Raw genomic sequence first — 26979 nt, forward strand, 5'->3', positions numbered from 1 at the left:
AAACCAGCCAAGCTTTAATGAAAAAACCATTATTAATAACAATGCGAGCCAAAATACAGGCATTGAATAACCCACCATAGTGGTAGAGTTTATAAGCTTGTCGGGCCAACGTTTATGATACCCAGAGCCTAAAATGCCAGTCGGTACACCAATAATAACCGATACAATTAATGCGTATACGCTTAGCTCTAAAGTAGCCGGTAACAAATCAACAATATGACTAAATACACTATTACCAGAGGCAAACGAAAGCCCCCAATCACCCTGAAATATTCGCCCTAAAAAGGCAATGTATTGCATAAAGTAATTGCTGTTATATAAATATTTGTCTTCAAGCTCACTATGCTGTGCAAAGTTACTACTTGGTATGCCGCTTAAATTACTTAGCGGATCACCGGGAAATAAATACGCCAGTGAAAACGTAAATACGCTGAGCATCAGTATCATAAAAAAGAATAAACCAAGGCGACGTAAAATATAATCTAAGATCATTATTTTTTCCTCGCATTGGCAAGCGAAATAGCACCAAACGGGCCAAGTGTTATGCCTTCCACATCGGCGCTACTCGCTTGAAAGCGCAGGCCATGAGCAATAGGTAATAACGGCAGTTCTTGAATAATTAAGCTTTGTGCGTCTTCGTAGTATTTTTTACGTTTGTTTAAATCAGTGGTGTCTAGTGCTTGAGTAAGCAATAAGTCAAATTGGGGATTACACCAGTTTGCTGGGTTTTTACCACTAAAAGTAGCGGTACAACTCAGCAGTGGGCTAAAAAAGTTATCAGGATCGGGTGTATCTGCGGCCCAACCAAGTAATACACTGTCGTGCCTGTGCTCGCCAATACGTTGAATAAACGTGTTCCACTCATATTCTACAATGCTTACATTAACGCCCACTTTGCGTAAATCACTTTGCATAAGCTCAGCCATTTTTCGCGCGTTAGGGTTATAAATACGACTCACAGGCATAGCCCATATCGTCATATCAAAGCCATCAGGTAAGCCAGCTTCAATTAGTAACTTTTTAGCAAGTTCTGGGTCAAACGTAGGTATATCTTCTTGTGGCTCAAACGCCCAAGAGGTTGGTGGCAAAATAGATTGTGCGCGAGTACCGTTACCGTAATAAACCGCCTGCATTATTTTATCTACATCTATTGCATGAGCAAGTGCTTGGCGTACACGCAAGTCGTCAAACGGGGCACGTTCTGTATTAAATGCCCAATAACCTATGTTTAAGTTCGTTTCTTTTTCAACGTTTATATCATCACGTTGCGCTAAAATACTTAATTGCGCACTACTTGGATGAGCCGTTACATCGCACTCTTTAGTCAGCATTTTTGCTATACGCGTAGTGCCGTTAGGGGTTATGTCGTAAACCAATTGTTCAAGTGCAACGTCGTGCTTCCAATAAAGTGGATTACGGTAAAAGCGTACAAGGTGATCTCGGCGGTATTCTTTGTAAATATACGGGCCGGTGCCAATAGGGTACTGATCAAATAAGTTTTCTTGGTTTTTTTTCTTAAGTTCCATGGCGTATTCTTCTGAAAGTACCACGGCAAAGTCGGTGGCCATATTAGCTAAAAAGCTACTTTCAGGATTAAACAATTCAAAACGGACTTGGTAGTCAGACACGCGCACAATTTTACGAATAAGTTGATCAATCCCCACACTTTGAAAATACGGGTAATTGGCATCGCCCACAAAGTGATATGGATTGTATACATCGAATAATCGGCTAAAGGTGAATATAACGTCGTCGGCGTTAAAATCCCGCGATGGGGTAAAATAAGAAGTTGTATGAAACTTTACATCTTTACGCAAGGTAAAGGTAACTGATTTACCATCTTTACTAATTTTCCAATCGGTTGCTAACTCACTTTGAAATTCTGCCGTAACAGGGTCAATGCTAATTAAACGGTCGTATAATTGGTTAGCAATTATATCAATAGTTGAACCGGTGGTCGTGACTTGCGGATTAAACGACACAGGGTTAGCTTCAGCGCAATAAACTAAGCCTTGGTTTTTTTCTTCTATGATTTCTTCTTTGCTATCAAGGCAACCAACTAAAGTGGTGGCAAGCAAAACAAGTAATAATTTATGCACCCGCATAACCTCTGACTATTGTTGATCCAACAAGTTGTATTTTTTAAGATAACCACGTAATTGATGATACGTTAAACCAAGTACTTCTGCAGTTTTCTTTTGATTAAATTGGCTATGTTCGAGCGCTTTATTAATCATGTTTATTTCAAAGTCGTTTGAGCGCTCTTTTAAGCTGCACGGAAATTGAATATCGACGGCTATATTACCGCTTGCTTGAGCAATCGGCGGCGCAACAACAATAGGCTCGGCGTTAACAGTTTGAGCCGCTATAGGTGCTTTAATGCGCGCTTTTGGTCTAAATGGGCTATCGAATGGGTCTAAAATAATCTGGTGAACGGGGATATGTTCACTACCGTGGCGATACAAACTGCGTTCAACCACATTTTTAAGTTCACGAATATTACCAGGCCAATCATAACTAAGCAGTGTTTCTGTTGCGCTTCGGGTAAAACCGCTAAACAGTTCCCACTCTAAATCGCGCGCCATATTCATCGCAAACTGCTCAGCAAGAAGCATAATATCGTCTTGGCGTTCGCGCAGTGGCGGCAGGGTAATTACATCAAAGGCAAGGCGATCGAGTAAGTCACTTCTAAATTCACCTTGCTCAGCTAAATAAGGAAGATCTTCGTTTGTAGCACACACTAAGCGTGTATCTACTTTTACAGTTTGTTTGCCGCCAACACGTTCAAACTCACCGTATTCTATAACGCGCAGCAGTTTTTCTTGTACCATAGCTGAGGTATTAGCTAATTCATCTAAAAACAGTGTGCCGCTGTTAGCGCGTTCAAAACGACCTTCGTGGCGTTTGCTTGCCCCCGTAAAAGCACCGCTTTCGTGGCCAAACAATTCACTTTCGAGTAAGTTTTCGTTAAGCGCTGCACAGTTAAGTTTTACGTAGTTTTGATCCCAACGCTTAGATAAAAAGTGTAAGCGTGCTGCTATTAGCTCTTTACCTGTGCCGCGTTCACCAATAATAAGTACCGGTTTATCTAAATTAGCCAGTTGCGATACCTGATCTAATACAGACAGAAAGCTATCTGATTGGCCGAGTAAATTATCCTGTTGGCGATATTGGCTCATATTTCCTAACTCTTGGTCATTTTTACTAACAGTTAGTGTATTTCATAAGTAGGGATAACTAAAGAAATTTGTATATTTAGTTTAACGTAATGAAAATAAAGTGTATTTTAACTTTTAAAAAGTTGGCAAGCATATTGATAGTAGTTATAGCAGACTAACTAAGTTTTAATTACAGAGGTAAATGTTATGGGAATTTTTTCACGTTTTGCAGATATTGTTAATTCTAATATCAACGCCATTTTAGATAAAGCAGAAGACCCAGAAAAAATGGTTCGTCTGATTATTCAAGAAATGGAAGATACGCTTGTTGAAGTACGTTCTACATCAGCTAAAACATTGGCTGAGAAAAAAGAAATTGTACGCCGCTTAGATACGCTTAAAGCACAAGTAAGCGATTGGCAAGATAAAGCCGAACTGGCTTTAAGTAAAGACCGAGACGATTTAGCGCGTTCAGCCCTACTTGAAAAGCAAAAGTCGGCAGATGCCGTTGCTTCAGTCGCTAGTGAACTTGAACATGTAGAGTCTCATATCGAGAAATTACAGCAAGAAGTAACGACACTACAAGAAAAGCTAGCAGATGCGAAATCTCGTCAAAAGGCAATTATACTTCGCCAACGTTCGGCTGAGTCGCGCCTTGAAGTGAAAAAGACACTTGATAGCTCAAAAGTAGAAGACGCACTTAATCGCTTTGAACGTTACGAAACTAAAATTGATGGACTAGAATCTCAAATTGAGTCTTACGATTTAGGTAAAAAGACGTTAGCGGACGAAATTGCTAATCTACAAAAAAATGAAAAGATAGATGATGAGCTAGCCGAACTTAAAAAGAAGCTAGCTGATAAATAATTACATATAAAAATATATGGGGCCCATGTGCCCCAGCTTAAAAACATCAAAACGGATTGTCAGGAGAGGATTATGTTTGATCCAGAGATACTAGTTGCACCATTTATCTTGTTTATGATTTTTGTTGCTCCGCTGTGGCTAATTTTGCACTACCGTAGCAAAAAACAAGTAAGCCAAGGTTTAAGTGAACACGAACATCGCCAATTACTTGAGCTTGCGCAAAAGGCAGAAAAAATGGCCGATCGGTTAGAAACACTTGAAGCATTGCTTGATCAAGAGTCACCACAATGGAGACGCAAAGTATGAGTGCCAAACGCGAATTATTAAGAGACCCACAACGCGGTAAAATAGCCGGTGTATGTGCGGGATTAAGTGACTACTTTAATATGGAGTTATGGTTAGTTCGCATTATATTTGTTAGTGCGGTACTGCTAACGGGTGGCCCATTATTTGTGGTAGCGTATATTGCAGCCTGGTTCATTTTAGATAAAAAAGAGCCCGCAACAGCGCAAACAAAAAGCTCAACTAAGCATGACGATCCGCTAGAAGTAAAATTTAAAGTATGGCAAAAGGGCGAGCCACCGCGCCGCGCATTGCAAGATTTAAAAGAGCGTTTAACGCGTGTAGATACTCGCCTTCAAGATATGGAGCGCCATGTAACTTCAAGCGAGTTTACGGTGAGCCGTGAAATTAACAAACTTTAAAGGATTTAATAGCACCTTATTTGCAGCGTGATAAATTACGGCAAATTAGGTGCAAGACACTTTATGAGCCAATCATTTGCAAAAAAGACCTTTAAAAGTATTAAAGGCAAAGCACAAAAAGCGCTTCATCGCAGTTTAGACCAACACGTAAAACTTGCCGTAACGGGCCTAAGTGGTAGTGGTAAAACAGCCTTTATTACCGCGCTTGTTAAACACTTAACAACCCAAGCAGACGATAAAAACTTACCTTTTTTTGATGTAATGCGCGAGCACCGCCATGTGGCCACTAAAGTTGTGCCGCAAGAAGCGTTAAAAGTCCCTACGTTTAATTATACGCGCGCGCTAAATTCATTATTACCCAGCGATGGGATGCCTACATGGCCTGCATCAACCGAGCGGATTAATACGCTGCGCTTGGCAATAAAGTATCAGAGTAATGCAGGGCTGCGCGGCCACTTTTCGCCGCAATCAACGCTTTATTTAGATATTATTGACTACCCGGGTGAATGGCTCCTTGATTTACCTATGCTTGAGCAAAGCTATGCTCAATGGTGCGAGCAGCAATATCCGTTATTAACTCAGCCTTCGCGCGTAAACACATCAAGTGATTTTTTAATGGCCGTTGAGCAACTTGACTTAAACGCTCCCGTTGATGAAAACGCACTTGCCCATATTGCTCAGCTTTATCAAAGCATGTTAGTCGGGCTTAAAAAAGACACCAAACTTGCCATGTTACAACCTGGGCGCATGCTAATGCCTGGCGGCTTACAAGGCGCGCCATTGCTATTGTTTTTCCCGGTATCGGGTGAAGTAAATAGTGACGATGTCGTTGCGGGTTCTAATTTAGCGCATTTAATTAAGCGTTTTAACGCCTATATAAAAGAAGTCGTAAAACCATTTTATAATGAGCACTTTAGGCACTTCGATCGCCAAATCGTACTTGTAGATGTACTTAGTGCATTAAACGAAGGGCACGAAACACTCCAAGAGCAAAGCAGTGTAATAAACCAATTACTCGCACACTTTAACTATGGCGAGTCGGGCTTTTTTAAACGTTTATTTAAGCCCAACATAGACAAAATATTATTTGCAGCTAATAAGTCAGATCATATAAGTGCTAAGCACCATAAAGATTTAGCACTGCTACTTGATTCGCTCGTGCATGAGCAAAGTAATCACTTAAAGTTTGATGGTGTAAAAATAGAAACCATGGCTATGTCGTCAATTACAGCAACGCAGCCGCGCCAAATTACCGACAAAGGTCAAACACTTGACTGCATTTACGGTAAACCGCTAAACGAGCCTGATTGGCTTACGTATTTACCNCAACCTCCCTCGCGGATGCTTAATAAAAATGAGTGGCCAGCACAGGGATTTGAGTTTTTATCGTTCTCTCCAATGCCGAGCCCCGATAAACAACTAAAACATATTCGATTAGATCATGTCATGCAGTACCTGCTAGGAGACAAATTAACATGAGTGAGTCAAACCAACCATTTCAAGCAGGGCGTCGCATAGATACGCAAAGCATAGAGCAAAACGAACCCGTTTTAGCACCTGCAAAAATTATTCAGCACGGACAAAGTGATTACGAAGAACTTGAAGATGAAGCACTAGAGCCAGAAATAGATCTAGAACCTGTGTACAAAAAGTCAAAGTGGCAAACGCTTAAAGGTGTTTTTGCTATTAGCTTTATAGTTCTGGTGCTTTTAGAGTTTGCATACTCGTTAGTATTTGCTTTCGAGCAGTCAATTATTTTAGGCAGTGTTTATTTAACAGCAGTTGTAAGTGGCGTGCTGCTAATCGGGCGCTTATTGTGGCGAGAGTACCGAATGCTGCGCAGTTTAAAGCGTAACCAATTGCACCGAGTTGAAGCCGACAGGCTTTTAAACAGCGAGCAAGTAGGCGGTGCATTACCTTGGCTCGAAAAGCTTAATAAACACCAAGAGCTTGATAACTTTGAAACCTTTAAAAACCAAGTAGCGACGCATCACAGCGACAAAGAAATAATGACGCTGTACGCCAATAGTTTATTAATAACCCAAGACACCAAAGCTAAAAAGCTTATAAATCGTTTTGCGACTGAATCTGCACTGCTAGTTGCCCTAAGCCCACTTGCGCTGGTGGATATGATGGCTGTGCTTTGGCGCGGTACTAAGTTAATAGAACAAATTGGTAAAATTTACGGCATTGGTTTTGGCTACNGAGCCGTATAAAGCTGTACCGTATGCTGATAAAACAAGTAATGTTTGTAGGCAGTGCAGAGCTTGTATCTGACCTTGCTGCAACTGCATTAAGTGCTGAGCTTTTAGGTAAGCTTTCGGGGCGGGCAGCGCAAGGGGTCAGCGCCGGTATTTTTACAGCGCGTATTGGTTACAAAGCAATGGAGCTTAGTCGCCCATTACCACGGCTTGAAAACAAACGCAGCTTACTAAAAGGCACTGTGCAAAGCATCGCAGGTAAAATTATGAGCCGTAAAAAGGCTGAACCAACACACTAGGGTCTGTTGAACTTTCAAGGTTAAATTTGCAGCAGTCTGTTTGGTATTTAGGCAAGGCAGAGCCTATGTAGTGTGGTTATTCCCCATAAATGGGTGATAACGTAGCATTAATGCCAAACAGGCGCTGCCCAAAGGGTTCTTCCTAGGGGCTATTTACTCTTTGTTGCTCGGCTTTTACTTAGCCCACTAGGTTACAAACCTCGCGCCGCGATTAAATAGCCCCTAGTTTGAACAAATTTTAATCCGCAAAGATCAACAGACCCTAGATTAGCAGTGGCAATATTTGTGTACAAACGTGCGCTGCACGGTTTTTACACAAATAGCCATCTGAGCATCCGGCATGCTTGCTGTTTGTAAGCGCATACGTTTTGATTGTTGAATCGCAAAAACATAATAATCAAAAAATGAGCCTACAATGAGCAAGCATCATATAAACACCCAGTGTATTCACGGACCACAAAAAGCAAACGACCCGCACGGCGCACTCACTTCTCCTTTGTATCAAACCTCTACCTTTCATTTTGAAAATGCCGCACAAGGTGCTGCGCGTTTTGCAGGCGACGAACCTGGCTATATTTATACGCGTTTAGGTAATCCTACAACCACAGAGCTTGAGCAAAAAGTTGCTCAACTAGAGAGCTGTGAAGCAGCTGCTGCAACCGCAACAGGTATGGGGGCTGTATCAGCCTCAGTACTGAGCTTTTTATCGCAGGGAGATCATCTTGTTGCCTCAAGTGCTTTATATGGTTGTACCTTTGCGTTTTTCTCGCATATGTTGCCGCGCTGGGGAATCGAAGTCACTTTTGTTGATATGACCAACGAGGACGAACTACGCGCTGCCATCAAACCTAATTCAAAAATGATATTTGTAGAAACGCCAATCAACCCCACTATGGCGGTGATTGATTTGGCACTCATTGGCGCAGTTGCTAAAGAGCACAACTTAATTAGTGTGGTCGACAACACCTTTTTAACGCCGCTACTGCAATCGCCCAAAAAATACGGTATCGACATAATAATGCACAGTGCGACCAAGTACTTAAACGGCCACGGAGACGTAGTCGCCGGTATTGTATGTGGATCGCTTGAGCACATAACACACATTAAAATGACCGTACTAAAAGACATTGGTGCAACCATAAGCCCGCACGACGCATGGCTAATTAATCGAGGCCTAAAAACACTCGCTATTAGAATAGAGCGCCATTGTCAAAGCGCACAAACAATAGCCGAATATCTAGAAGCGCATCCACAAGTAAGCACCGTATATTACCCGGGGCTTAAATCGCACCCAGGTTATAAGTTCATTGGTAACCAAATGAAAGCCGCTGGTGGTGTTATTGCGTTTGAAATAAAAGGTACGCTACAAGATGGCGCACAATTTATTGATAGTATGAAACTTTGTACACTTGCAGTAAGCCTTGGCGACGCTGAAACACTGATTCAGCATCCTGCATCTATGACTCACTCGCCTTATACGCCAGAGGAGCGAGCCGCCGCTGGGATAAGTGATGGGCTGATCAGACTCTCGGTTGGGCTTGAAGATGTTAACGACATTATTAGTGATTTAAACCAAGCTTTTACTAAAATTGGTTAGGTGTAATTAATTGTATACACATAAAAACAAGCTACAGGCCTTTATTTAAAGGTCTGTATTTTTAGTGTGCCACAGGTGTAATTTTAACTTTACGATTGAGGTGATCACGCCAAATACTGATATTAGCCTGTCTATTAAACTTTTCTTCACTTTTGCATAGTATGGGGTCATTCGATATTCAATAGGTTTGAGTATCACACTGACACCGATTTAGGGCTCACACCCAAGAAGGTACTTATGGCTAAAGCAAGTAAATACACATCCAAAACACCAGACGAAAATGGTGTTATACACTGGAGTGATGAAGAAAATAAAATTTGGTCTGAGCTTGTAGCGCGCCAACTTGCATGCATTGAAGGCAAAGCCTGCAACGAGTACATGCAAGGGTTAAAAAAGATTAACCTGCCGCACGATCGTATCCCGCAGTTAAGCGAACTAAACGAAGTGTTACTAGCCACTACCGGTTGGCAAGTTGCACCAGTACCTGCGCTTATCGACTTTGATGAGTTTTTTAGATTACTGGCAAACAAGCAGTTTCCGGTAGCTACATTTATTCGTAGCCGCGAAGAATTTGACTACCTACAAGAGCCAGATATTTTTCATGAAATATTTGGCCATTGCGCCATGTTAACTAACCCTGACTTTGCCGAGTTTACGCATAAGTACGGGCAATTAGGTTACGCAGCGCAGAAAAAAGACCGTGTATACCTTGCGCGTATATACTGGTTTACGGTTGAATTTGGTTTAATGCAAACCGAAGATGGCCTGCGTATTTACGGCGGCGGCATTTTATCAAGCCCAGGTGAAACTCAGTACGTATACTCTAATACGCCAGAAATCAGCCCAATGAATGTGCTTGATGTACTGCGTACGCCGTACCGTATTGATATTATGCAACCACAGTACTACACCATAAATTCGATTCATGATCTGTTTGATATATCGCAAATGGATATTATGACTTTGGTTGAGCGAGCTAAAGAGCTTGGTTTGCACGACCCAAAATTTCCACCCAAAGAAAAATTAGCCAGTTAAACATTAATGCTAAAAAAGCTAAAAGTAAGGATTTAGAATGTCTTCATTAAGTGCACAAAAATGCGAAGCCTGTCATGTAGATGCGCCAAAAGTATCTGACGAAGAGTTAGCGCAATTAATTACTAAAATCCCAGACTGGGTACCAGAAGTACGCGACGGCATTATGCAGCTTGAGCGTGTTTATAAATTTAAAAACTTTAAGCAAGCTATCGCGTTTACTAACAAAGTAGGCGACATGGCAGAAGACGAAGGCCATCACCCAGGTTTATTAACCGAGTGGGGCAAAGTAACGGTTACATGGTGGAGCCATTCAATTAAAGGCCTACACAAAAACGATTTTATTTGCGCAGCTAAAACAGACGACGTATTTAACGCACTGTAAAGAAAACTAATTGAGCAAACCAACAAAGGCACTTATTTTATAAGTGCTTTTTTGGTTTTGGGAGGTCATTGCTAACAATGAGCAGCAGCTCGGTATTGTTTTTATCGGCGTAGGTTGGGTTGAGTGAAACGAAACCCTATGGTTATCTGAAAGTTGCCTTTGAACTTAAAACTTTAGGCTTATATGGGTTAGTATCAACTCCTAACTCGTAGAGTTTTTTATTAAAAAATAAATTGTCTAACATATCATTAAAGACGGGGTCATTAGCTGCAAATTTACAACACGGTCCAAGTATAATTGTGTCAATTATATTTATTCGAAAACTTACTTCAAGATAGCTTTTAATAAAGCCATTAGAGTTTATGAATTTCACATCTTGAGGTGGTGGCAGTTTTTCAATGAAAGAAACTAACCTTACTTCACCTTCGTCTATAAAAGCCTCATTTTTACCTGTTGTTATAAATGCGATAAAGTTATCAAGAAAGTTACTTCTAGCCTCAAATTCAAATTGATCACTATCAAAAGTTGAGGCTAATTTTAATAAGTTTTGTGCTTCTGTGTTTAATTCTCCTTGTTTGTAAACGCAATTCCCAGCAATGCGGTAAGTATTATTTAGACAGTGTCGTAATGCTGATAAATTGATACTAAAACATATTCCTGTACCGTTATCTGCATATCCCCGCCACTGGCTTAAAGAATCTGGGTTTTTACTAAAGCTCATTATATGTATATAGTGATTTTCAATATGCTTTTTGAAAAACTTAATATTTTTAATGCCTTTATTAAACCCTTCATTTGAAATATTTAATTCTTTCATTAACTCAGGTTTTTGTTTTTCTAAATTTAAAAGAAGATTAATATTATGATCTATCTCTGTATAGTCATTCATTGCTCTTGCGTCGCCAAACCGAAAGGTTCTGCTATTCACAATAGAGATAAAAGCATCCAAAGATGTGTAGTGATAGACTAGCTCGTTACTTTCTTCAGTATCCATATGATCAACTCTCCATTTAATAATAGAAAACGTTCAGATAACAAAAAAAGCTCTAGACCCAAAGGGCTTAGAGCTTTTCTATATACAATTAAAGTTTAGCTAAAACACTTAACTTCAAAGTATCGTTGGGTTTCGTTTCACTCAACTTAACCGACTGTTACTCATCAATTGAGCGTAGTAGGGCGTTTATGCCTACTTTTTCACGTGTTTGCTTATCTACTTTTTTTACGATGATTGCAGCGTAAAGGCTGTGGGTGCCATCTTTTGACGGTAGTGCGCCTGGTACAACTACTGCGCCTGCTGGTACGCGGCCGTAGTGAATTTCGCCGGTTTCGCGGTCATAAATACGAGTGCTTTGGCTGATGTAAACGCCCATTGAAATTACTGCGCCTTCTTCAACAATTACGCCTTCAACAATTTCAGAACGTGCGCCAATAAAGCAGTTGTCCTCAATGATGGTTGGGTTAGCTTGTAGAGGCTCTAAAACGCCGCCTATGCCTACGCCACCTGATAAATGTACGTTCTTACCAATTTGTGCACATGAGCCTACAGTTGCCCATGTATCAACCATGGTGCCGTCGTCAACGTATGCGCCAATGTTTACGTACGATGGCATAAGTACGACGTTTTTACCTACAAAGCTGCCTTTACGCGCTACTGCGTTTGGCACTACGCGCATACCGCCTTGTTGAAATTGCTCTGGCGTATAGTCGCTAAATTTAAGTGGTACTTTGTCGTAAAACTGGTTTACGCCGTCGTTCATTGGCTGGTTGTCGCGAATACGAAACGACAGTAAGACTGCTTTTTTAAGCCACTGGTGTACAACCCATTCACCTGATATTTTTTCGGCAACGCGTGCTGCGCCGCTATCAAGTAAATCAAGTGCGTCGATAATAGCTTGTTTTACGTCGCTTGATACTGTGCTTGGGCTAATGCTATCGCGGTTGTCCCATGCGTTTTCGATCATCGTTTTTAAATCTGACATGTGTGTCCTCTATTCTGTTTCGGCGTTGAATTTTTTACGTAATGCCTGATGAATTTTTGCTTGTTCTTCATCAGTCAGCGCTTGGTATTCGTTATTAGATACGACAAAGAAATCCTCGGCACGTTCACCTACCGTTGTAATACGGGCAGCGTGAATGTGTAGTAAATGCGCTTGGAAAACTTCGGCTATTTTGGTTAGTAAACCTTGTATATCGACGGCTTGAATTTCTATTAAGCTACGGTCTTTGCGTGCATGTGGGCGCAACACAATTTTAGGTTTAATATTAAAATCTTTAAAGCGTTGAGAGCGGCTCTTTTTAAAGCGAATCTTTTTACGCGGATCGCTTAGTGCTTGCTCAAGCCCGCGTTTAATTGATTGCGCTCGACCACTTGCAATAGGGTCGCCACTTACTTCAAGTATTACAAAGCTAAACAAGACGTAACCGTCTTTTGTGGTCAGTACTTGCGCATGTTGTATTTGCGCTTTTTTAGAGCCAATCACACTTACTAATCGGGCAAACAGTGGGCCAGAGTAGGGGCTGTATACAAATACTTGTGTGCCACCATGCATAGCTTTGTTAGATACAACAACACTTGGCTGACTTAAGTCTGTGCTACTTAATAAATGCTCACTTTGCCATGATATTTGCTGTTCGCTAAAGGCGGTAAAGTAGTTGGCTTTAAAGCGGCTCCAAATTAAATCAATTTTTTCCTCTTGATAACCCAGATTTATTAAGCGTTGTTTAGCTTGGTGCTTTTTATCGCGAATTTGGTCGCGTTGATCCATTGGGTTTTCGAGTCCTAGGCGCAAAGCGCGCTGCGTGTGTAAGTAGAGCTCACGCAGTAGGGTGTTTTTCCAATCGTTCCATAAGTTGTCGTTGGTTGCACGTATGTCGGCAACGGTTAAACAATATAAGTAGTCGAGTTGGCGCTCTGTTTTAACGCGTGTAGCGAAGTCTTTTATTACAGCAGGGTCGTTAATGTCTTTACGCTGTGCGGTAACCGACATAAGTAAATGATTACTTACAAGCCATGCAACGAGCTTTGCATCCACCGATGAAAAACCATGTAATTTAGCAAATGCTATTGCGTCAACAGCGCCAAGTTCTGAGTGGTCGCCACCTCGGCCTTTAGCAATGTCGTGAAATATACCGGCTAAATAAAGTAGCTCTGGTTTGTCCATTCGAGTGACTATTTCACTACAAATAGGAAACTCGCTAATGCCTGTTTTATCAAAATATTCGTAAATGTTTTTGATTAATTTGTGAGTGTGCTCATCTACGGTGTAAGCGTGAAACAAATCAAACTGCATTTGCCCAAATATATTACGCCACTGCGGTAAGTAGGCGGCAAGCATGCCGTGCTTGTGCATGAGCGTAAATGCGCGGCCCATGCCGTTAGGATGTTTAACTAAGCGTAAAAAGGCTTCGCGACAGGCTGCGTAATCTTGCAAATCGCCCAATAAACGACGGCGCACTTGGCGAATAGTACGAATAGTACTTGGGTAAATATGCGTTATTGCTGGGTTATCGGCTATGTGCTCAAACAATACAAAGAGTTGGTCGCGTCTAAAAAATACCGACGGATCTTTTACGCGTATTTGATGACCTACTTGCTCAAAGTTTCTGTCGAGTTCTATTGCTGCCACAGCACTACTTTCGGGCATTATGCTTTGTTCAAAGTATGAAAGTAGCATTTGGTTAAGCTCGCGCACGCGGCTCATTATTCTAAATAAGCGTTTCATCATACGCTCAACAGAGGCTTTACCGTCGCTACCAAAACCTAAAATTTCGGCAGCTTGCGGTTGATGATCAAACAATAAGCGGTTTTCAGCTCGACCTGCAGCTAAATGCAGTGCAAAGCGAATGTTCCATAGGTTTTCTAGGCACTCAGAAAGCTCTTGAAACTCTTCGTGAGTTAAGTAGCCGTGGCTTATTAACTCTTGCAGGGTTTCGGTTCTAAAATGCTTTTTTGCCACCCAAATAATGGTTTGTAAGTCGCGCAGACCACCGGGGTTTTCTTTAATGTTTGGCTCAAGATTATACGCGGTGCCGTGGCACTTTCTGTGGCGTAAGTTTTGTTCTTGAACTTTGGCAGTAAAAAATTCACCTGAGCGCCATACTGGCGTTTCAAGAATATGCATTTTGAGTTTTTCAAACTCAATGTGGTTACCAAAAATAAGACGGCTTTCGAGCAAGCTGGTGGCAAAAGTAACGTCTTCACGTTTTTGCTCAATGGCTTGTTCTATTGTACGCACGCTGTGACCAATCTCTAAGTTGAGATCCCATAGCATGGTGACAAACTGGCCTATTTTTTCGCATATTTCTTCGCTTGGCGGTTTAGTTACAAGCAATAAAAAGTCGATGTCGGAGTAGGGATGTAGCTCACCACGTCCGTATCCGCCTACCGCTATTAATGCTAAATCAGGTTCGCGCGCTAAGTCGTAAACATGAAAAAGCTTAATGAGTAGGCGGTCAATAAACTCAGCCCGGGCATTAATTAAATTCCCAACCGGTTGTTTAGAAAATTCGTTATGTAACCATTTATAAAAATAGCTAGAACAATCGCGATAATCACTAAGTTGCTCTGCATCGCTAAGCAACTTTTTTACTTTGTTGGGTAATGCCACGTGGGCTGGCTCCTTGTTGAACCTTTCACACGGATAAGAATTTTCTTATCAAGTGTTTCGGTTTTATTAGTGTTCTATGATCCGCTCGATAGTATCATCTGATCGTAGCGTTAAAATTTCAACACCATTTTCAGTCACTAATAAAGTATGTTCCCACTGTGCAGACAAACTACGGTCGCGTGTTACTACTGTCCAATCATCTTTAAGAAGCTTACATTGGCGTTTACCCGCATTAACCATAGGTTCAATAGTTAAACACATACCTGCTTTTAAGGCTTCGCCAGTACCGGCTTTACCGTAATGCATTATTTGTGGTTCTTCATGAAATCCTGCGCCGATACCGTGGCCGCAATATTCACGTACAATTGAGTAGTTAAAGCTCTCTGCATATTTTTGAATTGCTGAGCCAATATCACCCAAGCGCACACCTGGTTTTACCATTTTAATAGCAAGGTATAAGCTTTCTTGTGTTACTTCTGCAAGACGCTTAGCTTGAATGTTTGGTGTACCAACGTGGAACATTTTAGATGTGTCGCCGTGGTAACCATCTTTAATGACAGTTACGTCGATATTTACACTGTCGCCTTCTTTTAATGCTTTGTCATTTGGAATTCCGTGACAAATAACATGATTAACTGACGTACAAACTGATTTTGGAAAGCCATGATAATTTAACGGAGCAGGGATTGCTTGTTGCACATTAACAATATAATCATGACAAAGTGTATTTAGCTCATCGGTGGTAACACCTGGCACTACATGAGGGCCGATCATTTCAAGTACATCGGCCGCTAAGCGCCCAGCTACGCGCATTTTCTCTATTTCTTCAGGGGTCTTGATAATAGCGCTCATTGAGGCTCCAAAGTTGAGTTTTTAACATTTATCGTCGAACAAATTTTGCACGCGACGTTGAGTATTTAATTTTAATATGGTATAAAGCGCGCCGTCTTTTTACAAATAAATTCTTAAATGATTTTTTGTATTTAAGGCAAACACAATTTTATTTTAACACACACACGTATCGTCACATACACTTGGGTGCATTTGAAGTTTAATTACTTCGGTGTTGGTGCTATGGGATATGTGGAGGCCTAACCCTAAACAACTATAGAGGATCTATAAAATGGCAAACGTTTCAATGCGCGATATGCTTCAAGCTGGTGTTCACTTTGGTCACCAAGCACGTTACTGGAACCCTAAGATGAAGCCTTTCATCTTCGGCACACGTAACCGTGTACATATCATCAACCTTGAGCAAACTGTACCAATGTTCAACGACGCACTTAAGTTTTTATCAAGTGCTGCAGCAAACAAAGGTAAAGTTCTTTTCGTTGGTACTAAGCGCGCAGCAAGCGACGCAGTTAAATCAGCTGCTTTAGAAAGCGACCAGTTCTTCGTAAATCACCGTTGGTTAGGTGGTATGTTGACTAACTGGAAAACTGTACGTCAATCAATCAAGCGTCTTAAAGACCTTGAAGCACAAAGCCAAGACGGAACTTTCGAGAAGTTAACTAAGAAAGAAACGTTAACGCTTAACCGCGAAATGGAAAAGCTTGAAAAGAGCCTTGGTGGTATCAAAAACATGGGCGGTCTTCCAGACGCGCTTTTCGTTATCGATGCTGACCACGAGCACATTGCTATCCGTGAAGCAAACAACCTAGGTATTCCAGTTGTTGCAATCGTAGATACTAACTCTAACCCAGACGGTGTTGATTACATCGTACCTGGTAACGATGATGCTATCCGTGCTGTAAGCCTTTACACTAGCGCTGTTGCAGCTGCTATTACTGAAGGTCGCGAGAATAACATCGTTGCTCAAGCTGAGAAAGACGATTTCGTTGAAGCTGAGTAATTAGCTGTCATCAAGTCTTCATCTTTTTAAGGTGAAGACTTGCTATTCTTGTCGAGCGGGTAACCCGCTTATCTAACCTGATTTCAGATTTGAGGATTTACTAATGGCTGTAACTACTGCCCTAGTTAAAGAATTACGCGAGCGCACAGGCGCTGGCATGATGGATTGTAAAAAAGCGTTAACTGAGACTGATGGCGACATCGAGTTAGCGATTGAAAACATGCGTAAAAGTGGCGCTGCTAAAGCTGCTAAAAAAGCAGGTAACATTGCTGCTGAAGGTACTATCATCATCAAGCAAAACGTGGGTGTTGCAGTACTAGTAGAAGTTAACTGTCAAACAGATTTCGTTGCAAAAGACGTAAGCTTCTTAGCATTTGCTAACAAAGTTGCTGACGCTGCAATTGCTGACACTATCTCTATCGAAGACTTACAAGCTAAGTTTGAAGAAGACCGTGTTGAGCTAGTGACTAAAATTGGCGAAAACATCAATGTACGTCGTTTACAGTATGTAACTGGTGAAAACCTAGTTGAGTACCGTCATGGCGATCGTATCGGTGTTGTTGTTGCGGGTGTTGCTGATGAAGAAACACTTAAGCACGTTGCAATGCACGTTGCTGCATCTAGCCCTGAATACTTAACACCTTCAGATGTACCAGCCGATGTTGTTGCTAAAGAAAAGCAAGTACAAATCGAAATCGCGATGAATGAAGGCAAGCCTGCTGAAATCGCTGAGAAGATGGTTGTTGGCCGCATGAAAAAATTCACTGGTGAGGTTTCTCTTACTGGTCAAGCTTTCATCATGGAGCCTAAGAAAACTGTTGGCGATATTCTTAAAGAGAAAAACGCAACAGTTACTAGCTTCGTACGTGTAGAAGTTGGTGAAGGTATCGAGAAGAAAGAAGAAGATTTTGCTGCTGAAGTTGCTGCTCAAATTGCTGCTGCTAAAGCTAAGTAAGATTACTATTTGTGAAGGATAATGAAATTAGATGCAATTAAAGTACTATTTGGTTTTGCTTCGCAGCTAGAAATTCTTTAAAATAACCGCGCTTTTATGTTTAACATAAGCGCGGTTATTTTTTATCCATAATTCAATAAAAGTTGGCCCCAATACTATGACTATCAATCGCAAACCTATTTTTAGACGTGTTCTTCTCAAATTAAGTGGTGAAGCTTTAATGGGAGACGAAGGCTTCGGCATCGATCCTAAAGTTTTAGACCGTATGGCACAAGAAATTAAAGAGCTAGTAGAGCTCGACGTAGAAGTGGGTTTAGTTATTGGTGGAGGTAACTTTTTACGCGGTGGATCACTTGCAGAAGCAGGTATGAATCGCGTAGTAGGCGATCACATGGGTATGCTTGCAACGGTTATGAACGGCCTTGCAATGCGTGATGCGCTACACCGTGCATTTGTAAATTGTCGTCTTATGTCGGCTATTCCGCTTAATGGTGTATGTGACGCTTATAACTGGGCTGAAGCAATTAGTTTATTGAAAACTGGCCGCGTAGTTATTTTTGCAGCGGGTACTGGTAACCCATTTTTCACTACCGATTCTGCAGCATGTTTACGCGGTATCGAAATTGAAGCGGATACGGTAATTAAAGCGACTAAGGTTGATGGCGTATACAGTGATGACCCTGTTAAAAACCCAGATGCGACGCTTTATACCCACTTAAGCTACAATGAAATCATTGAAAAAGAATTAAAAGTTATGGATTTAGCGGCATTTACTCTAGCCCGCGATCACAATATGCCATTGAGCGTATTTAACATGAATAAATCAGGCGCGCTAAAACGCGTAATTATGGGTGAAGAAGAAGGAACACTTATTTCTTCACAAGCCTCAGATGAAATAATCAAATAATTAGGATTAAACCGTGATTAACGATATTCAAAAAGACGCGCAAGCGCGCATGCAAAAAAGTGTAACTGCACTAGGTAGCCAATTATCTAAAATTCGTACTGGCCGTGCACATCCTGCAATCCTAGATGGCATTATGGTGTCGTACTACGGTGCACCAACGCCTTTAAACCAAGTTGCTAACGTAACAATTGAAGATTCTCGTACACTTGCTATTGGTGTATTTGATAAGTCTTTAGCGCAAGCTGTTGAAAAAGCAATTATGGCATCTGACTTAGGTTTAAACCCTATGTCGGCAGGTACTGTTATTCGCGTACCACTTCCTCCACTTACAGAAGAGCGTCGTAAAGACCTAATCAAAATTGTACGTGGCGAAGTTGAAGGCGGTCGTGTTGCTATTCGTAACATTCGTCGTGATGCTAATGGCGATGTAAAGGGTTTATTAAAAGATAAAGACATATCTGAAGATGAAGCGCGTCAATCAGATGATGCGATTCAAAAGCTTACTGATAAGTTTATTAAAGAAATGGATACTTTATTAGCTGCCAAAGAAACAGAATTGATGGAAATCTAAGTAAGGTCCTGTTTATCTTTCGAGGTTGAATTTGCAGCAGTGTGTTTGGTTTTTAGGCAAGGCAGAGCCTATGTTGTGTGGTTATTCCCCATAATTAGGCTATAACGATGCATAAAATCCAAACACGCGCTGCCCAAAGGGTTCTGCCTAGGGGCGATTAACTCTTTGTTACTCGATTTTTGCTTAGTCCAGTAGGTTACAAATCTCGCGCCGCGATTAAGTCACCCCTAGATTGAACAAATTACAATCCTGAAAGGTCGACAGGACCTATTAAAATTATTAGTTTTGAAACGCCGTCTAGGGTATACTAGGCGGCGTTTTTTTATGGAATACTCGATATTTATGGTTCTAGATGCTGACACAATTTCACAGCAATGTTTACCCAAACATGTTGCTATCATCATGGATGGGAACGGACGTTGGGCGCAAGCTAGAAATAGACCTCGTGTGTATGGGCATAAAAAAGGCGTAGACGCAGTTCGTCAATCTGTTCAGTTTTGTACTAAATTAGGGATACAATCGTTAACCTTATTTGCTTTTAGTAGTGAAAACTGGCGCCGCCCTGAAGACGAAGTAAACACTTTAATGGAGCTTTTCTTATTTGTTTTAACAAAGGAAGTTAAAAAGCTTCATAAAAACAATGTAAAACTGACCATTATTGGAGACTTATCACGATTTTCTGAAGGATTACGTAGCAAGGTAGACGCTGCGCATAAGCTGACTGAAAATAACACCGGGTTGCGTTTAAATGTTGCAGCTAATTACGGTGGTCGTTGGGATGTTGCCAATGCGGCAAAACAACTTGCTTTGCAAGTTGCGCAGGGCACACTAAACGCAGAAGATATTACAGAAGAGCGCTTAGCACAGCATATGAGCATGGCAGATCAGGCAGAACCTGATTTACTTATTCGCACTGGTGGCGATGTTCGTATTAGTAATTTTTTACTATGGCAAGTTGCTTATGCAGAACTTTACTTTACCGAGACACTTTGGCCAGATTTTAATGAAGCAGCATTTGCTGAGGCCATTGCGTGTTACGTTGCCAGAGAGCGACGTTTTGGTTGTACGGGCGAACAAATAAAACAATTACTCGCTCAAACCTAAATAGAATAAGGGTCACATTTTGTTAAAACAACGAATTTTAACCTCTCTAGTGCTAGCTCCATTAGCATTGGCTTTGGTTTTTTATACACCGCTTACGTTATTTAGTTACTTTGCTGGTGCAATTGTATTATTAGGCGCATGGGAATGGTCTGCATTTATGGGCCTTTGCGACAAGCTTAAACGTGCTGCCTTTGTTGTGTTTATTGGCGCTTTACTTGCCTTGCTTAATTTACATTGGCCTATTGAATCATTATGGGAAAATGGCAAGCTAGCCGGTGATGCAAATTACGTATTTACGCTTTCGTTTGCTTGGTGGATTGTTGCTAGCTATTTAATTTGGCGCTACCCAGAGATGGCTAAAGCGTGGAATGAAGGCCTAGTTATGCGCGGCATTGCAGGGCTACTCACGCTTGTACCGCTATGGCTTGCTCTAAATACACTACGTAGCGCGCAATATGCTGAATCAACTCATTTTGGTTCGGTGCTTATTTTAGTGGTACTCGGTATTGTATGGAGCGCAGATGTGGGTGCTTACTTTACGGGTAAAAGTTTTGGTAAACATAAGTTAATGCCTAAAGTAAGCCCTAATAAAACAATTGAAGGGTTAGCAGGCGGTGTAGTCGCTTCTATTATTTTTGTATTAGCATTTTGTCACTTTACCGATGTTGATTTAGTTGTATGGCCTGTGTACGCGATAATGACAGCATTTATTGCTTTGTTTTCTGCGGTAGGTGATTTACTGGAAAGCATGTTTAAACGTGAAGCTGGTTTAAAAGATAGCGGTCGATGTTTACCAGGACACGGCGGTATTTTAGATAGAATTGACAGCTTAACGGCTGCTGCTCCAATGTTTGTTATGTGCTATGCGTGGACTCTTAGTTTATGAGCCAAAAGCAATTGCTGGTTATTTTAGGCGCAACGGGCTCAATTGGTTTAAGTACACTTGATGTTGTGTCGCGCAATAAAGAGTTATTTGATGTTTTTGTTTTGGCTGCAGGACAAAATGCAAAGAAAATGGCGGAGTTGTGTATTGAACATGAACCGCTTTATGCGATTATGGCTAACCAGCAGGCCGCAGAGCAATTATCTGCGTATTTAGCTAATACTCAGTGCCAAACTCTTGTTATGCACGGTGAGCAAGCAATGAGTGACTTATGTGCTCATCCTGATGTTGACATTGTAATGTCGGCAATTGTAGGTGCAGCTGGTTTACTACCCACATTAAGTGCTGTTGAAGCGGGTAAAAAAGTACTACTAGCTAATAAAGAATCTTTAGTTATGTCAGGTCAGTTGTTTATTGATAAAGTTAAACAACATAAAGCCACTTTGCTGCCAATAGATAGTGAACATAATGCAATTTTTCAATGCCTACCTTCTTCGTTACAAAATGCCAAAGGCGATCAAAAACTACAGCAACATGGCGTAAGTAAAATTTTGCTTACCGGCTCTGGTGGCCCGTTTTTAACGCGTGATATAAATACGTTAAAAGATGTAACCGTAAGTGAAGCCGTTGCACACCCTAACTGGTCGATGGGTCAAAAAATATCAGTAGATTCCGCAACTATGATGAACAAAGGCTTAGAGTTTATTGAAGCTAAGTGGTTATTCAATTGTGATGCTAGTGATATTGATGTAGTTATTCATCCTCAAAGTATTATTCATTCAATGGTGCAGTATCACGATGGTTCTATTTTAGCGCAAATGGGTAACCCTGATATGCGCACGCCAATTGCCCATGCACTTGCGTATCCTGAGCGAATTAATGCGGGTGTTAAACCGTTAAACTTCTCTGACATTTGTGATTTTTCGTTTACTAAACCTGATTTTTCTCGTTATCCAAATTTACAATTAGCGATTGATGCGTGTAGTGCAGGGCAGGGCGCGACAACAACAGTTAACGCAGCAAATGAAATAGCTGTGGGCGCATTCTTAAACGGTAAAATTGGTTTTACCGATATATACAAAATAAATGCACAGACGCTAGAAGCTGCAACTTACACCAATGTGCAAAGCCTAGATGAAATTTTAGAGTGTGATAAATTAGCGCGTATTAGCGCTTCAGAATTTATAACAAAAGTGGCGCATTAATATGTTTGATTTTTTTTGGAATCTTGGCTCATTTATTTTAGCGCTTGGTATTTTAGTGGCCATACATGAATATGGCCATTTTTGGGTTGCACGAAAAATGGGCGTTAAAGTGCTGCGTTTTTCAATTGGTTTTGGTAAGCCACTGTTAAAATGGCATGACAAATATAATACCGAATACGTGATTGCCGCTATTCCATTAGGTGGTTATGTAAAAATGCTTGATGAGCGAGTTGATGACGTACCAGCAAATCAACGCCACTTGTCGTTTAACTCTAAATCTGTACAAGCACGTATTGCTATTGTTGCTGCGGGACCAATGGCTAACTTTTTGTTTGCCATTTTTGCTCTTGCGGTGATGTATATGGTAGGTGTGCAATCGGTTAAGCCAGTTGTTGGCAGCATAACCGAAGGCAGTCGCGCAGAGCAGGCGGGCATTATGCCTTCTCAACATATTATAAAAATTGGTGATGATGACATAACGACATGGCAAGATGCCACGTTTGCGCTTATGTCTAACTTAGGCGAAGAAAGCGTTGAAGTTATTGTTCGTGATAAAAACCTTCAACCACGCGTTAAAACGCTTAATTTAGAGGGTTGGAAGCTTGACCAGCGAGACGTACCACCATTAAGTTCGTTAGGTATTGTGCCATTTAGACCTCAAGCAACTTTAACAATTGCCGCCGTAACTAAAGACTCAGCCGCAGAACACGCTAATTTACAAGTTAACGACACAATTTTGGCTGTAAACGGTGAAACAATAAGCAATTGGCAGCAATTAGTTAATCTTATTACGCAATCAGCTAACAAATCTTTACAATTTAGTGTAAAAAGACAAGATACTATACAAGCCATTACAGTTACCCCTAAAGGGCGCATTGATAATAACGGTATTGAGCAAGGCTTTTTAGGTGTTGCTCCTGTTGTACAGCAATGGCCTGATGGCTATGTAGAGACAAGGCATTACGGCCCGCTCGATAGTATCGTGCGAGGCACAAAAGAAACGTGGCGCTTAATTACACTCAGTTTTGACATGATTGGTAATTTAATTACAGGCCAGGTTTCGGTTAAAAATTTAAGTGGCCCTGTGGGCATTGCAGTAGGCGCTGGAACTAGCGTAAGCTATGGGTTAGTGGCCTTTTTAAGCTTTTTAGCCTTAATAAGCGTTAACTTGGGTGTATTTAATTTATTACCCTTACCAGTGCTTGATGGCGGACACTTAATGTATTACATAATTGAACTTTTTCGTAAAAAGCCGGTCTCTGAAAAGACACAAGAGTTTGGTTTTAAAGTGGGTGCCTTGTTGCTCATTTTTCTAACATGTTTCGCTTTGTTCAATGATGTATCGCGTTTGTAGTTACAGCGTGGCAAATTACTAATTAGAACACGATTGTAAAGCACCACTAGTAAGGTGTTATGCGGTAATACAGTTGTAAAGGATAAAGATAATAAAATGGCTATAAAAAAACATTTGGCAATAACAAGTTTATTGGGTGCAAGTTTTGCAGCCCTAGGCCAAAACTCCTTTATTGTTGAAGACCTGAAAGTTGAAGGTTTGCAGCGCGTAGCACTTGGTGCAGCGCTAACACATATTCCTATTAACGTAGGCGATAATGTTGATGACTATACGATTTCAAAAACAATAAAGTCACTTTATCGTTCTGGGCACTTTGATAACATAAAAGCACTTCGTGATGGCAACAACGTTATTTTTAAAGTAACGGAACGTCCTACCATCAGCTTTATTGAGTTTGAAGGCAATAAAGACATTAAAGACGAGCAACTTAATGAGTCTCTTGATCAGCAAGATATTCGCCAAGGTGAACCACTTGATAAAACCGTTATCGATAGTATCGAAAAAGGCTTAGTTGAGTTTTTCCACAGCATTGGTAAATACAACGCTAAAGTAGATATCAGTATTACTAAGCTGCCACGTAACCGCGTTAAACTTAAGTTAGAGTTTGATGAAGGTGATGCTGCTTCTATCCGCCAAATTAACTTAGTGGGTAATGAACTTTTTTCTAATGAAGAGCTTCTTAAACTTGCTGAATCGCAGCAAGATTTACCTTGGTGGCAGTTTATGGGTAGCGACCGTTACCAAAAGCAAACCATTGAAGGCGATTTAGAAAAAATTCGTAGTTATTATTTAGACCGTGGTTACCTGCGTTTCAATATTGACTCAACGCAAGTTTCAGTGAGCCCTGAACGTGAATCAGTTTACGTTACAGCTAACTTAACTGAAGGCGTAAAATATAAAGTTAAAGGTTTTGACTTTATTGGTGACTTGCTTGGCCGTGAAGACTTAATTAAAAGTGTTATCCCACTTAGAGCGGGTGAGCTTTATAACGGTTCTGTAGTTACTTCATCTGAAGAGTTTATTAAAAGCTACTTAGCACGTTTTGGTTACGCTAATGCTGAAGTGCGTACAATTCCAGAAATTGACGACGAAAAGCAAGAAGTACAATTAACACTATCGGTTAATCCAGGTAAGCGTGTATACGTTCGTCGTATTATTGTTGGCGGTAACCAAAATACGGCAGATGAAGTACTTCGTCGTGAAATGACACAACTTGAAGGCGCATGGTTATCTAATCAAAACCTTGAGCGTTCAAAACTGCAAATTCAACGCCTACCTTACATGGAAACTGTTGATTTTAATGTAGTGCCTGTACCCGGTGTGGATGACCAAGTAGATGTAGACTTCACTGTAAAAGAGCAATCTGCAGGTAGCTTTAATGCTGGTCTTGCTTATGGTTCTTACTTAGGTCTGCAGTTTAATATTGGTGTAACAGAATCTAACTTTTTAGGCACAGGTAACCAAATTGGTTTAAACCTTAATACGTCTACAGGTTCTGAAAGCTTAAGCTTATCGTACACAGACCCATACTTTACGCCAGATGGTGTATCGCAAGGCAGTAGCATCTTTTACAGAAACTACGATGCAAGTAAATTCAGTCTTGTTGAATATAAATCGAAAAGTTATGGTTTAGGCACAAATATTGGTTTTCCAATTGATGCTGTAAATCGTGTTAACTTTGGCGCCCGTTGGATTAAAGAAGAGCTTTCGGATATTGCAGAGTACGAGCAAACGCGTGTACTTCGTGAAACATTCTTAGATCCAGATAACCCAGATGCAGGCTTTGACTTTACTAAGTATGAGCTGAGTGTTGGCTGGTCGCGTATCACCGTTAACCGTGGTTTATTCCCAACAGCGGGTTCGCGTCAAACTCTAAACTTAACAGCAACAACGCCTAACTCAGATCTTCAGTACTTTAAACTGAATTACGATTCGCGTTTTTACTGGCCTATATCAAATGACCACCGTTGGGTATTCTCAACGCGTGCAGCACTTGGTTATGGTAATGGTTATGGTTCTACAAACGGGTATGAGCAAACACTTCCATTCCAAGAGTACTTCCGTATAACGGAAATGGAACTACGTGGCTTTGACCGTAATACAATATTACCACGTGCTGTGTCGCGTATACCGCAGTCTATTCCGGGTACGCCAGGTGCAGACGGTACTACAACCGGTAGCATTGGTGGTGCATCAGAATTTGATATTCTAGTGCCACAAGGCCGTATTGGTGGTAATGCTAAAGCAGTGGCAGGTATGGAGCTAATTGTTCCTACACCATTCTTAGATGAAGAAAATACCAGCTCTGTACGTACTAGCTTCTTTGTTGATGCTGCAAACGTATGGGATACTGAGTTTAACGTAGACCGCTATCAAAACTTAGGCGTTGATGAACGTGCTAAATTAGATGACTATTCAGACCCAATGCGTTTTAGGGTTTCAACCGGTCTTTCATTACAATGGATCTCTCCAATGGGTCCAATGCTGATCAGTTTTGCGTATCCATTGCAAAAAGAAGAAGATGACGATACGAAAACCATCAGCTTTAACATTAGTAACACTTTCTAAAGGAGTTTTTTGTGAAAAAATTATTTAAATCAACAGCTGTAGCAGTTTTAGCAACGTTAATGATGGGTACTTCTGTGAATGCATTTGCACACAAAGTAGGTATTGTTGATATGCAGGAAATCTACAAGCAAATTCCTCAAATGGCTAAAATTGAACAGTCTTTACAAACTGAGTTTGCTGAACGTCGTCAAGAGCTTGAAAAGTTACAAGGCGATATTCGTTTTGAAGCTGAAAAATTTAAACGTGAAAGTACAACTATGAGCCAAGCTCAAAAAGATACTCTGCGTGAAAAAATTCAAGGCATGCAAAAAAATCTTGCTGAACAAGGTCGCCCTTTAGAGCAAGAGATTAAAGCGCGTCAAAACCAAGAGCTTGCTAAAGTTCAAGGTGTAATCATCAAAACAATTGAAGAGATTGCTAAAGACGGCGACTTCGACGAAGTTAAAGTAAAAGACACTACTATTTACTTTAACCCTAAAGAAGTGACTGATCTTTCATCTAAAGTTGTAGCCGCTGTTAGTAAGAAATAATCACTCTATGCAAAATTATACGCTTTCGCAAATTGCGGAACTTCTAGGCGCCGAACTTCAGGGTGATGGCGCTTTAGAAATAAAAAAAATAGCGACACTTGCAAATGCCCATTCTGGGCATATTGCATTTTTAGCGAACTCAAAATATCGATCGCAACTTGAAACTACTCAAGCTAGTGCTGTAATAGTAAGCCAAGCCG

25 protein-coding genes and 1 pseudogene are annotated in these 26979 nt (G+C 40.9%); 19 read left to right on the forward strand and 7 right to left on the reverse strand.

The window, feature by feature from the left end; genetic code table 11:
- From L654_RS0109080 to pspF, 3 genes are all read right to left on the reverse strand, one after another.
- Positions 1 to 492: ABC transporter permease (locus L654_RS0109080; RefSeq protein WP_024607858.1), on the reverse strand; the 492-nt coding region annotated here is incomplete at its 3' end.
- Positions 492 to 2099 carry an ABC transporter substrate-binding protein gene (locus L654_RS0109085; protein ID WP_024607851.1) on the reverse strand — a complete coding sequence of 536 codons (1608 nt, stop codon included), beginning with the start codon at positions 2097 to 2099 and terminating at the stop codon, positions 492 to 494. The genes L654_RS0109080 and L654_RS0109085, both read right to left, overlap by 1 nt.
- Positions 2100 to 2114: 15 nt before the next feature.
- A complete protein-coding gene (gene pspF / locus L654_RS0109090) occupies positions 2115 to 3179 on the reverse strand; it encodes a phage shock protein operon transcriptional activator (protein WP_024607852.1) in 1065 nt (354 codons plus the stop codon).
- Between the two features lie 186 nt (positions 3180 to 3365).
- Between pspF and pspA the strand changes: the two genes are divergently transcribed.
- The 8 genes and pseudogenes from pspA to L654_RS0109130 all read left to right on the forward strand — a co-directional run bounded on the left by pspA (position 3366) and on the right by L654_RS0109130 (position 10243).
- Entirely contained in the window at positions 3366 to 4025 is a 660-nt protein-coding gene (gene pspA, locus L654_RS0109095) for a phage shock protein PspA (protein WP_002958333.1), read from the forward strand.
- Positions 4026 to 4097: 72 nt separating this feature from the next.
- Positions 4098 to 4331 carry an envelope stress response membrane protein PspB gene (pspB, locus tag L654_RS0109100; protein WP_024590985.1) on the forward strand — a complete coding sequence of 78 codons (234 nt, stop codon included), beginning with the start codon at positions 4098 to 4100 and terminating at the stop codon, positions 4329 to 4331.
- The gene (gene pspC / locus L654_RS0109105) at positions 4328 to 4729 is read left to right on the forward strand and encodes an envelope stress response membrane protein PspC (RefSeq protein ID WP_024590986.1); all 402 of its coding nucleotides are present in this window, start codon (positions 4328 to 4330) and stop codon (positions 4727 to 4729) included. The genes pspB and pspC overlap by 4 nt, the downstream gene beginning before the upstream one ends.
- A 63-nt stretch (positions 4730 to 4792) precedes the next feature.
- A complete protein-coding gene (locus L654_RS0109110) occupies positions 4793 to 6208 on the forward strand; it encodes a YcjX family protein (RefSeq protein ID WP_024607853.1) in 1416 nt (471 codons plus the stop codon).
- Positions 6205 to 7229: pseudogene (locus L654_RS01000000125825) on the forward strand (TIGR01620 family protein). The gene L654_RS0109110 and the pseudogene L654_RS01000000125825 overlap by 4 nt, the downstream one beginning before the upstream one ends.
- A gap of 415 nt (positions 7230 to 7644) precedes the next feature.
- Positions 7645 to 8826, forward strand: a complete 1182-nt coding sequence (megL, locus tag L654_RS0109120; protein ID WP_007580969.1) for a methionine gamma-lyase — start codon at positions 7645 to 7647, stop codon at positions 8824 to 8826.
- A gap of 237 nt (positions 8827 to 9063) precedes the next feature.
- Positions 9064 to 9861 carry a phenylalanine 4-monooxygenase gene (gene phhA / locus L654_RS0109125; RefSeq protein WP_002958327.1) on the forward strand — a complete coding sequence of 266 codons (798 nt, stop codon included), beginning with the start codon at positions 9064 to 9066 and terminating at the stop codon, positions 9859 to 9861.
- Between the two features lie 37 nt (positions 9862 to 9898).
- Positions 9899 to 10243, forward strand: coding sequence for a 4a-hydroxytetrahydrobiopterin dehydratase (locus L654_RS0109130; protein ID WP_002958326.1), 345 nt, complete (start codon positions 9899 to 9901; stop codon positions 10241 to 10243).
- 142 nt (positions 10244 to 10385) lie between these two features.
- On the opposite strand, the gene L654_RS0109140 is transcribed toward L654_RS0109130, so the two are convergent.
- The 4 genes from L654_RS0109140 to map form a co-directional block, all read right to left on the reverse strand.
- Positions 10386 to 11237, reverse strand: a complete 852-nt coding sequence (locus L654_RS0109140) for a DUF2971 domain-containing protein (protein ID WP_024607854.1) — start codon at positions 11235 to 11237, stop codon at positions 10386 to 10388.
- Positions 11238 to 11394: 157 nt separating this feature from the next.
- Positions 11395 to 12222, reverse strand: coding sequence for a 2,3,4,5-tetrahydropyridine-2,6-dicarboxylate N-succinyltransferase (gene dapD / locus L654_RS0109145; RefSeq protein ID WP_002958324.1), 828 nt, complete (start codon positions 12220 to 12222; stop codon positions 11395 to 11397).
- Positions 12223 to 12231: 9 nt separating this feature from the next.
- Positions 12232 to 14850 (reverse strand): [protein-PII] uridylyltransferase, encoded by a 2619-nt coding sequence (glnD, locus tag L654_RS0109150; protein ID WP_007580974.1) that lies wholly within the window; start codon positions 14848 to 14850, stop codon positions 12232 to 12234.
- A gap of 66 nt (positions 14851 to 14916) precedes the next feature.
- On the reverse strand, positions 14917 to 15702 hold the full coding sequence (map, locus tag L654_RS0109155) for a type I methionyl aminopeptidase (protein WP_007580976.1): 786 nt from the start codon (positions 15700 to 15702) through the stop codon (positions 14917 to 14919).
- A gap of 271 nt (positions 15703 to 15973) precedes the next feature.
- Here map and rpsB point away from each other — a divergent pair, with 271 nt between their 5' ends.
- The 11 genes from rpsB to L654_RS0109210 form a co-directional block, all read left to right on the forward strand.
- Positions 15974 to 16702 carry a 30S ribosomal protein S2 gene (gene rpsB, locus L654_RS0109160; protein ID WP_007580978.1) on the forward strand — a complete coding sequence of 243 codons (729 nt, stop codon included), beginning with the start codon at positions 15974 to 15976 and terminating at the stop codon, positions 16700 to 16702.
- Positions 16703 to 16805: 103 nt separating this feature from the next.
- The gene (gene tsf, locus L654_RS0109165) at positions 16806 to 17657 is read left to right on the forward strand and encodes a translation elongation factor Ts (RefSeq protein WP_024607855.1); all 852 of its coding nucleotides are present in this window, start codon (positions 16806 to 16808) and stop codon (positions 17655 to 17657) included.
- Between the two features lie 157 nt (positions 17658 to 17814).
- The gene (gene pyrH / locus L654_RS0109170) at positions 17815 to 18564 is read left to right on the forward strand and encodes a UMP kinase (RefSeq protein WP_007580982.1); all 750 of its coding nucleotides are present in this window, start codon (positions 17815 to 17817) and stop codon (positions 18562 to 18564) included.
- A gap of 13 nt (positions 18565 to 18577) precedes the next feature.
- Positions 18578 to 19135, forward strand: a complete 558-nt coding sequence (gene frr / locus L654_RS0109175) for a ribosome recycling factor (protein WP_007580984.1) — start codon at positions 18578 to 18580, stop codon at positions 19133 to 19135.
- A gap of 324 nt (positions 19136 to 19459) precedes the next feature.
- Positions 19460 to 20239 carry an isoprenyl transferase gene (locus L654_RS0109180; protein WP_007580985.1) on the forward strand — a complete coding sequence of 260 codons (780 nt, stop codon included), beginning with the start codon at positions 19460 to 19462 and terminating at the stop codon, positions 20237 to 20239.
- 19 nt (positions 20240 to 20258) lie between these two features.
- Entirely contained in the window at positions 20259 to 21125 is an 867-nt protein-coding gene (locus L654_RS0109185; protein ID WP_024607856.1) for a phosphatidate cytidylyltransferase, read from the forward strand.
- Positions 21122 to 22327: a 1-deoxy-D-xylulose-5-phosphate reductoisomerase gene (gene ispC, locus L654_RS0109190; RefSeq protein WP_024590724.1), complete on the forward strand. Its 1206-nt coding sequence runs from the start codon at positions 21122 to 21124 to the stop codon at positions 22325 to 22327. The genes L654_RS0109185 and ispC overlap by 4 nt, the downstream gene beginning before the upstream one ends.
- 1 nt (position 22328) lies before the next feature.
- Complete coding sequence (gene rseP / locus L654_RS0109195) at positions 22329 to 23681, forward strand: sigma E protease regulator RseP (protein ID WP_010553745.1); 1353 nt, start codon at positions 22329 to 22331, stop codon at positions 23679 to 23681.
- A gap of 96 nt (positions 23682 to 23777) precedes the next feature.
- Positions 23778 to 26249, forward strand: coding sequence for an outer membrane protein assembly factor BamA (bamA, locus tag L654_RS0109200; protein ID WP_007580991.1), 2472 nt, complete (start codon positions 23778 to 23780; stop codon positions 26247 to 26249).
- 11 nt (positions 26250 to 26260) lie between these two features.
- Complete coding sequence (locus L654_RS0109205; protein WP_007580993.1) at positions 26261 to 26779, forward strand: OmpH family outer membrane protein; 519 nt, start codon at positions 26261 to 26263, stop codon at positions 26777 to 26779.
- A 7-nt stretch (positions 26780 to 26786) separates the two neighbouring features.
- A partial coding sequence (locus tag L654_RS0109210) for an LpxD N-terminal domain-containing protein (protein WP_024607857.1) occupies positions 26787 to 26979 on the forward strand: 193 nt, incomplete at its 3' end.

This window comes from Pseudoalteromonas sp. TAB23, from assembly GCF_000498075.1.
GTDB lineage: Bacteria > Pseudomonadota > Gammaproteobacteria > Enterobacterales > Alteromonadaceae > Pseudoalteromonas > Pseudoalteromonas arctica.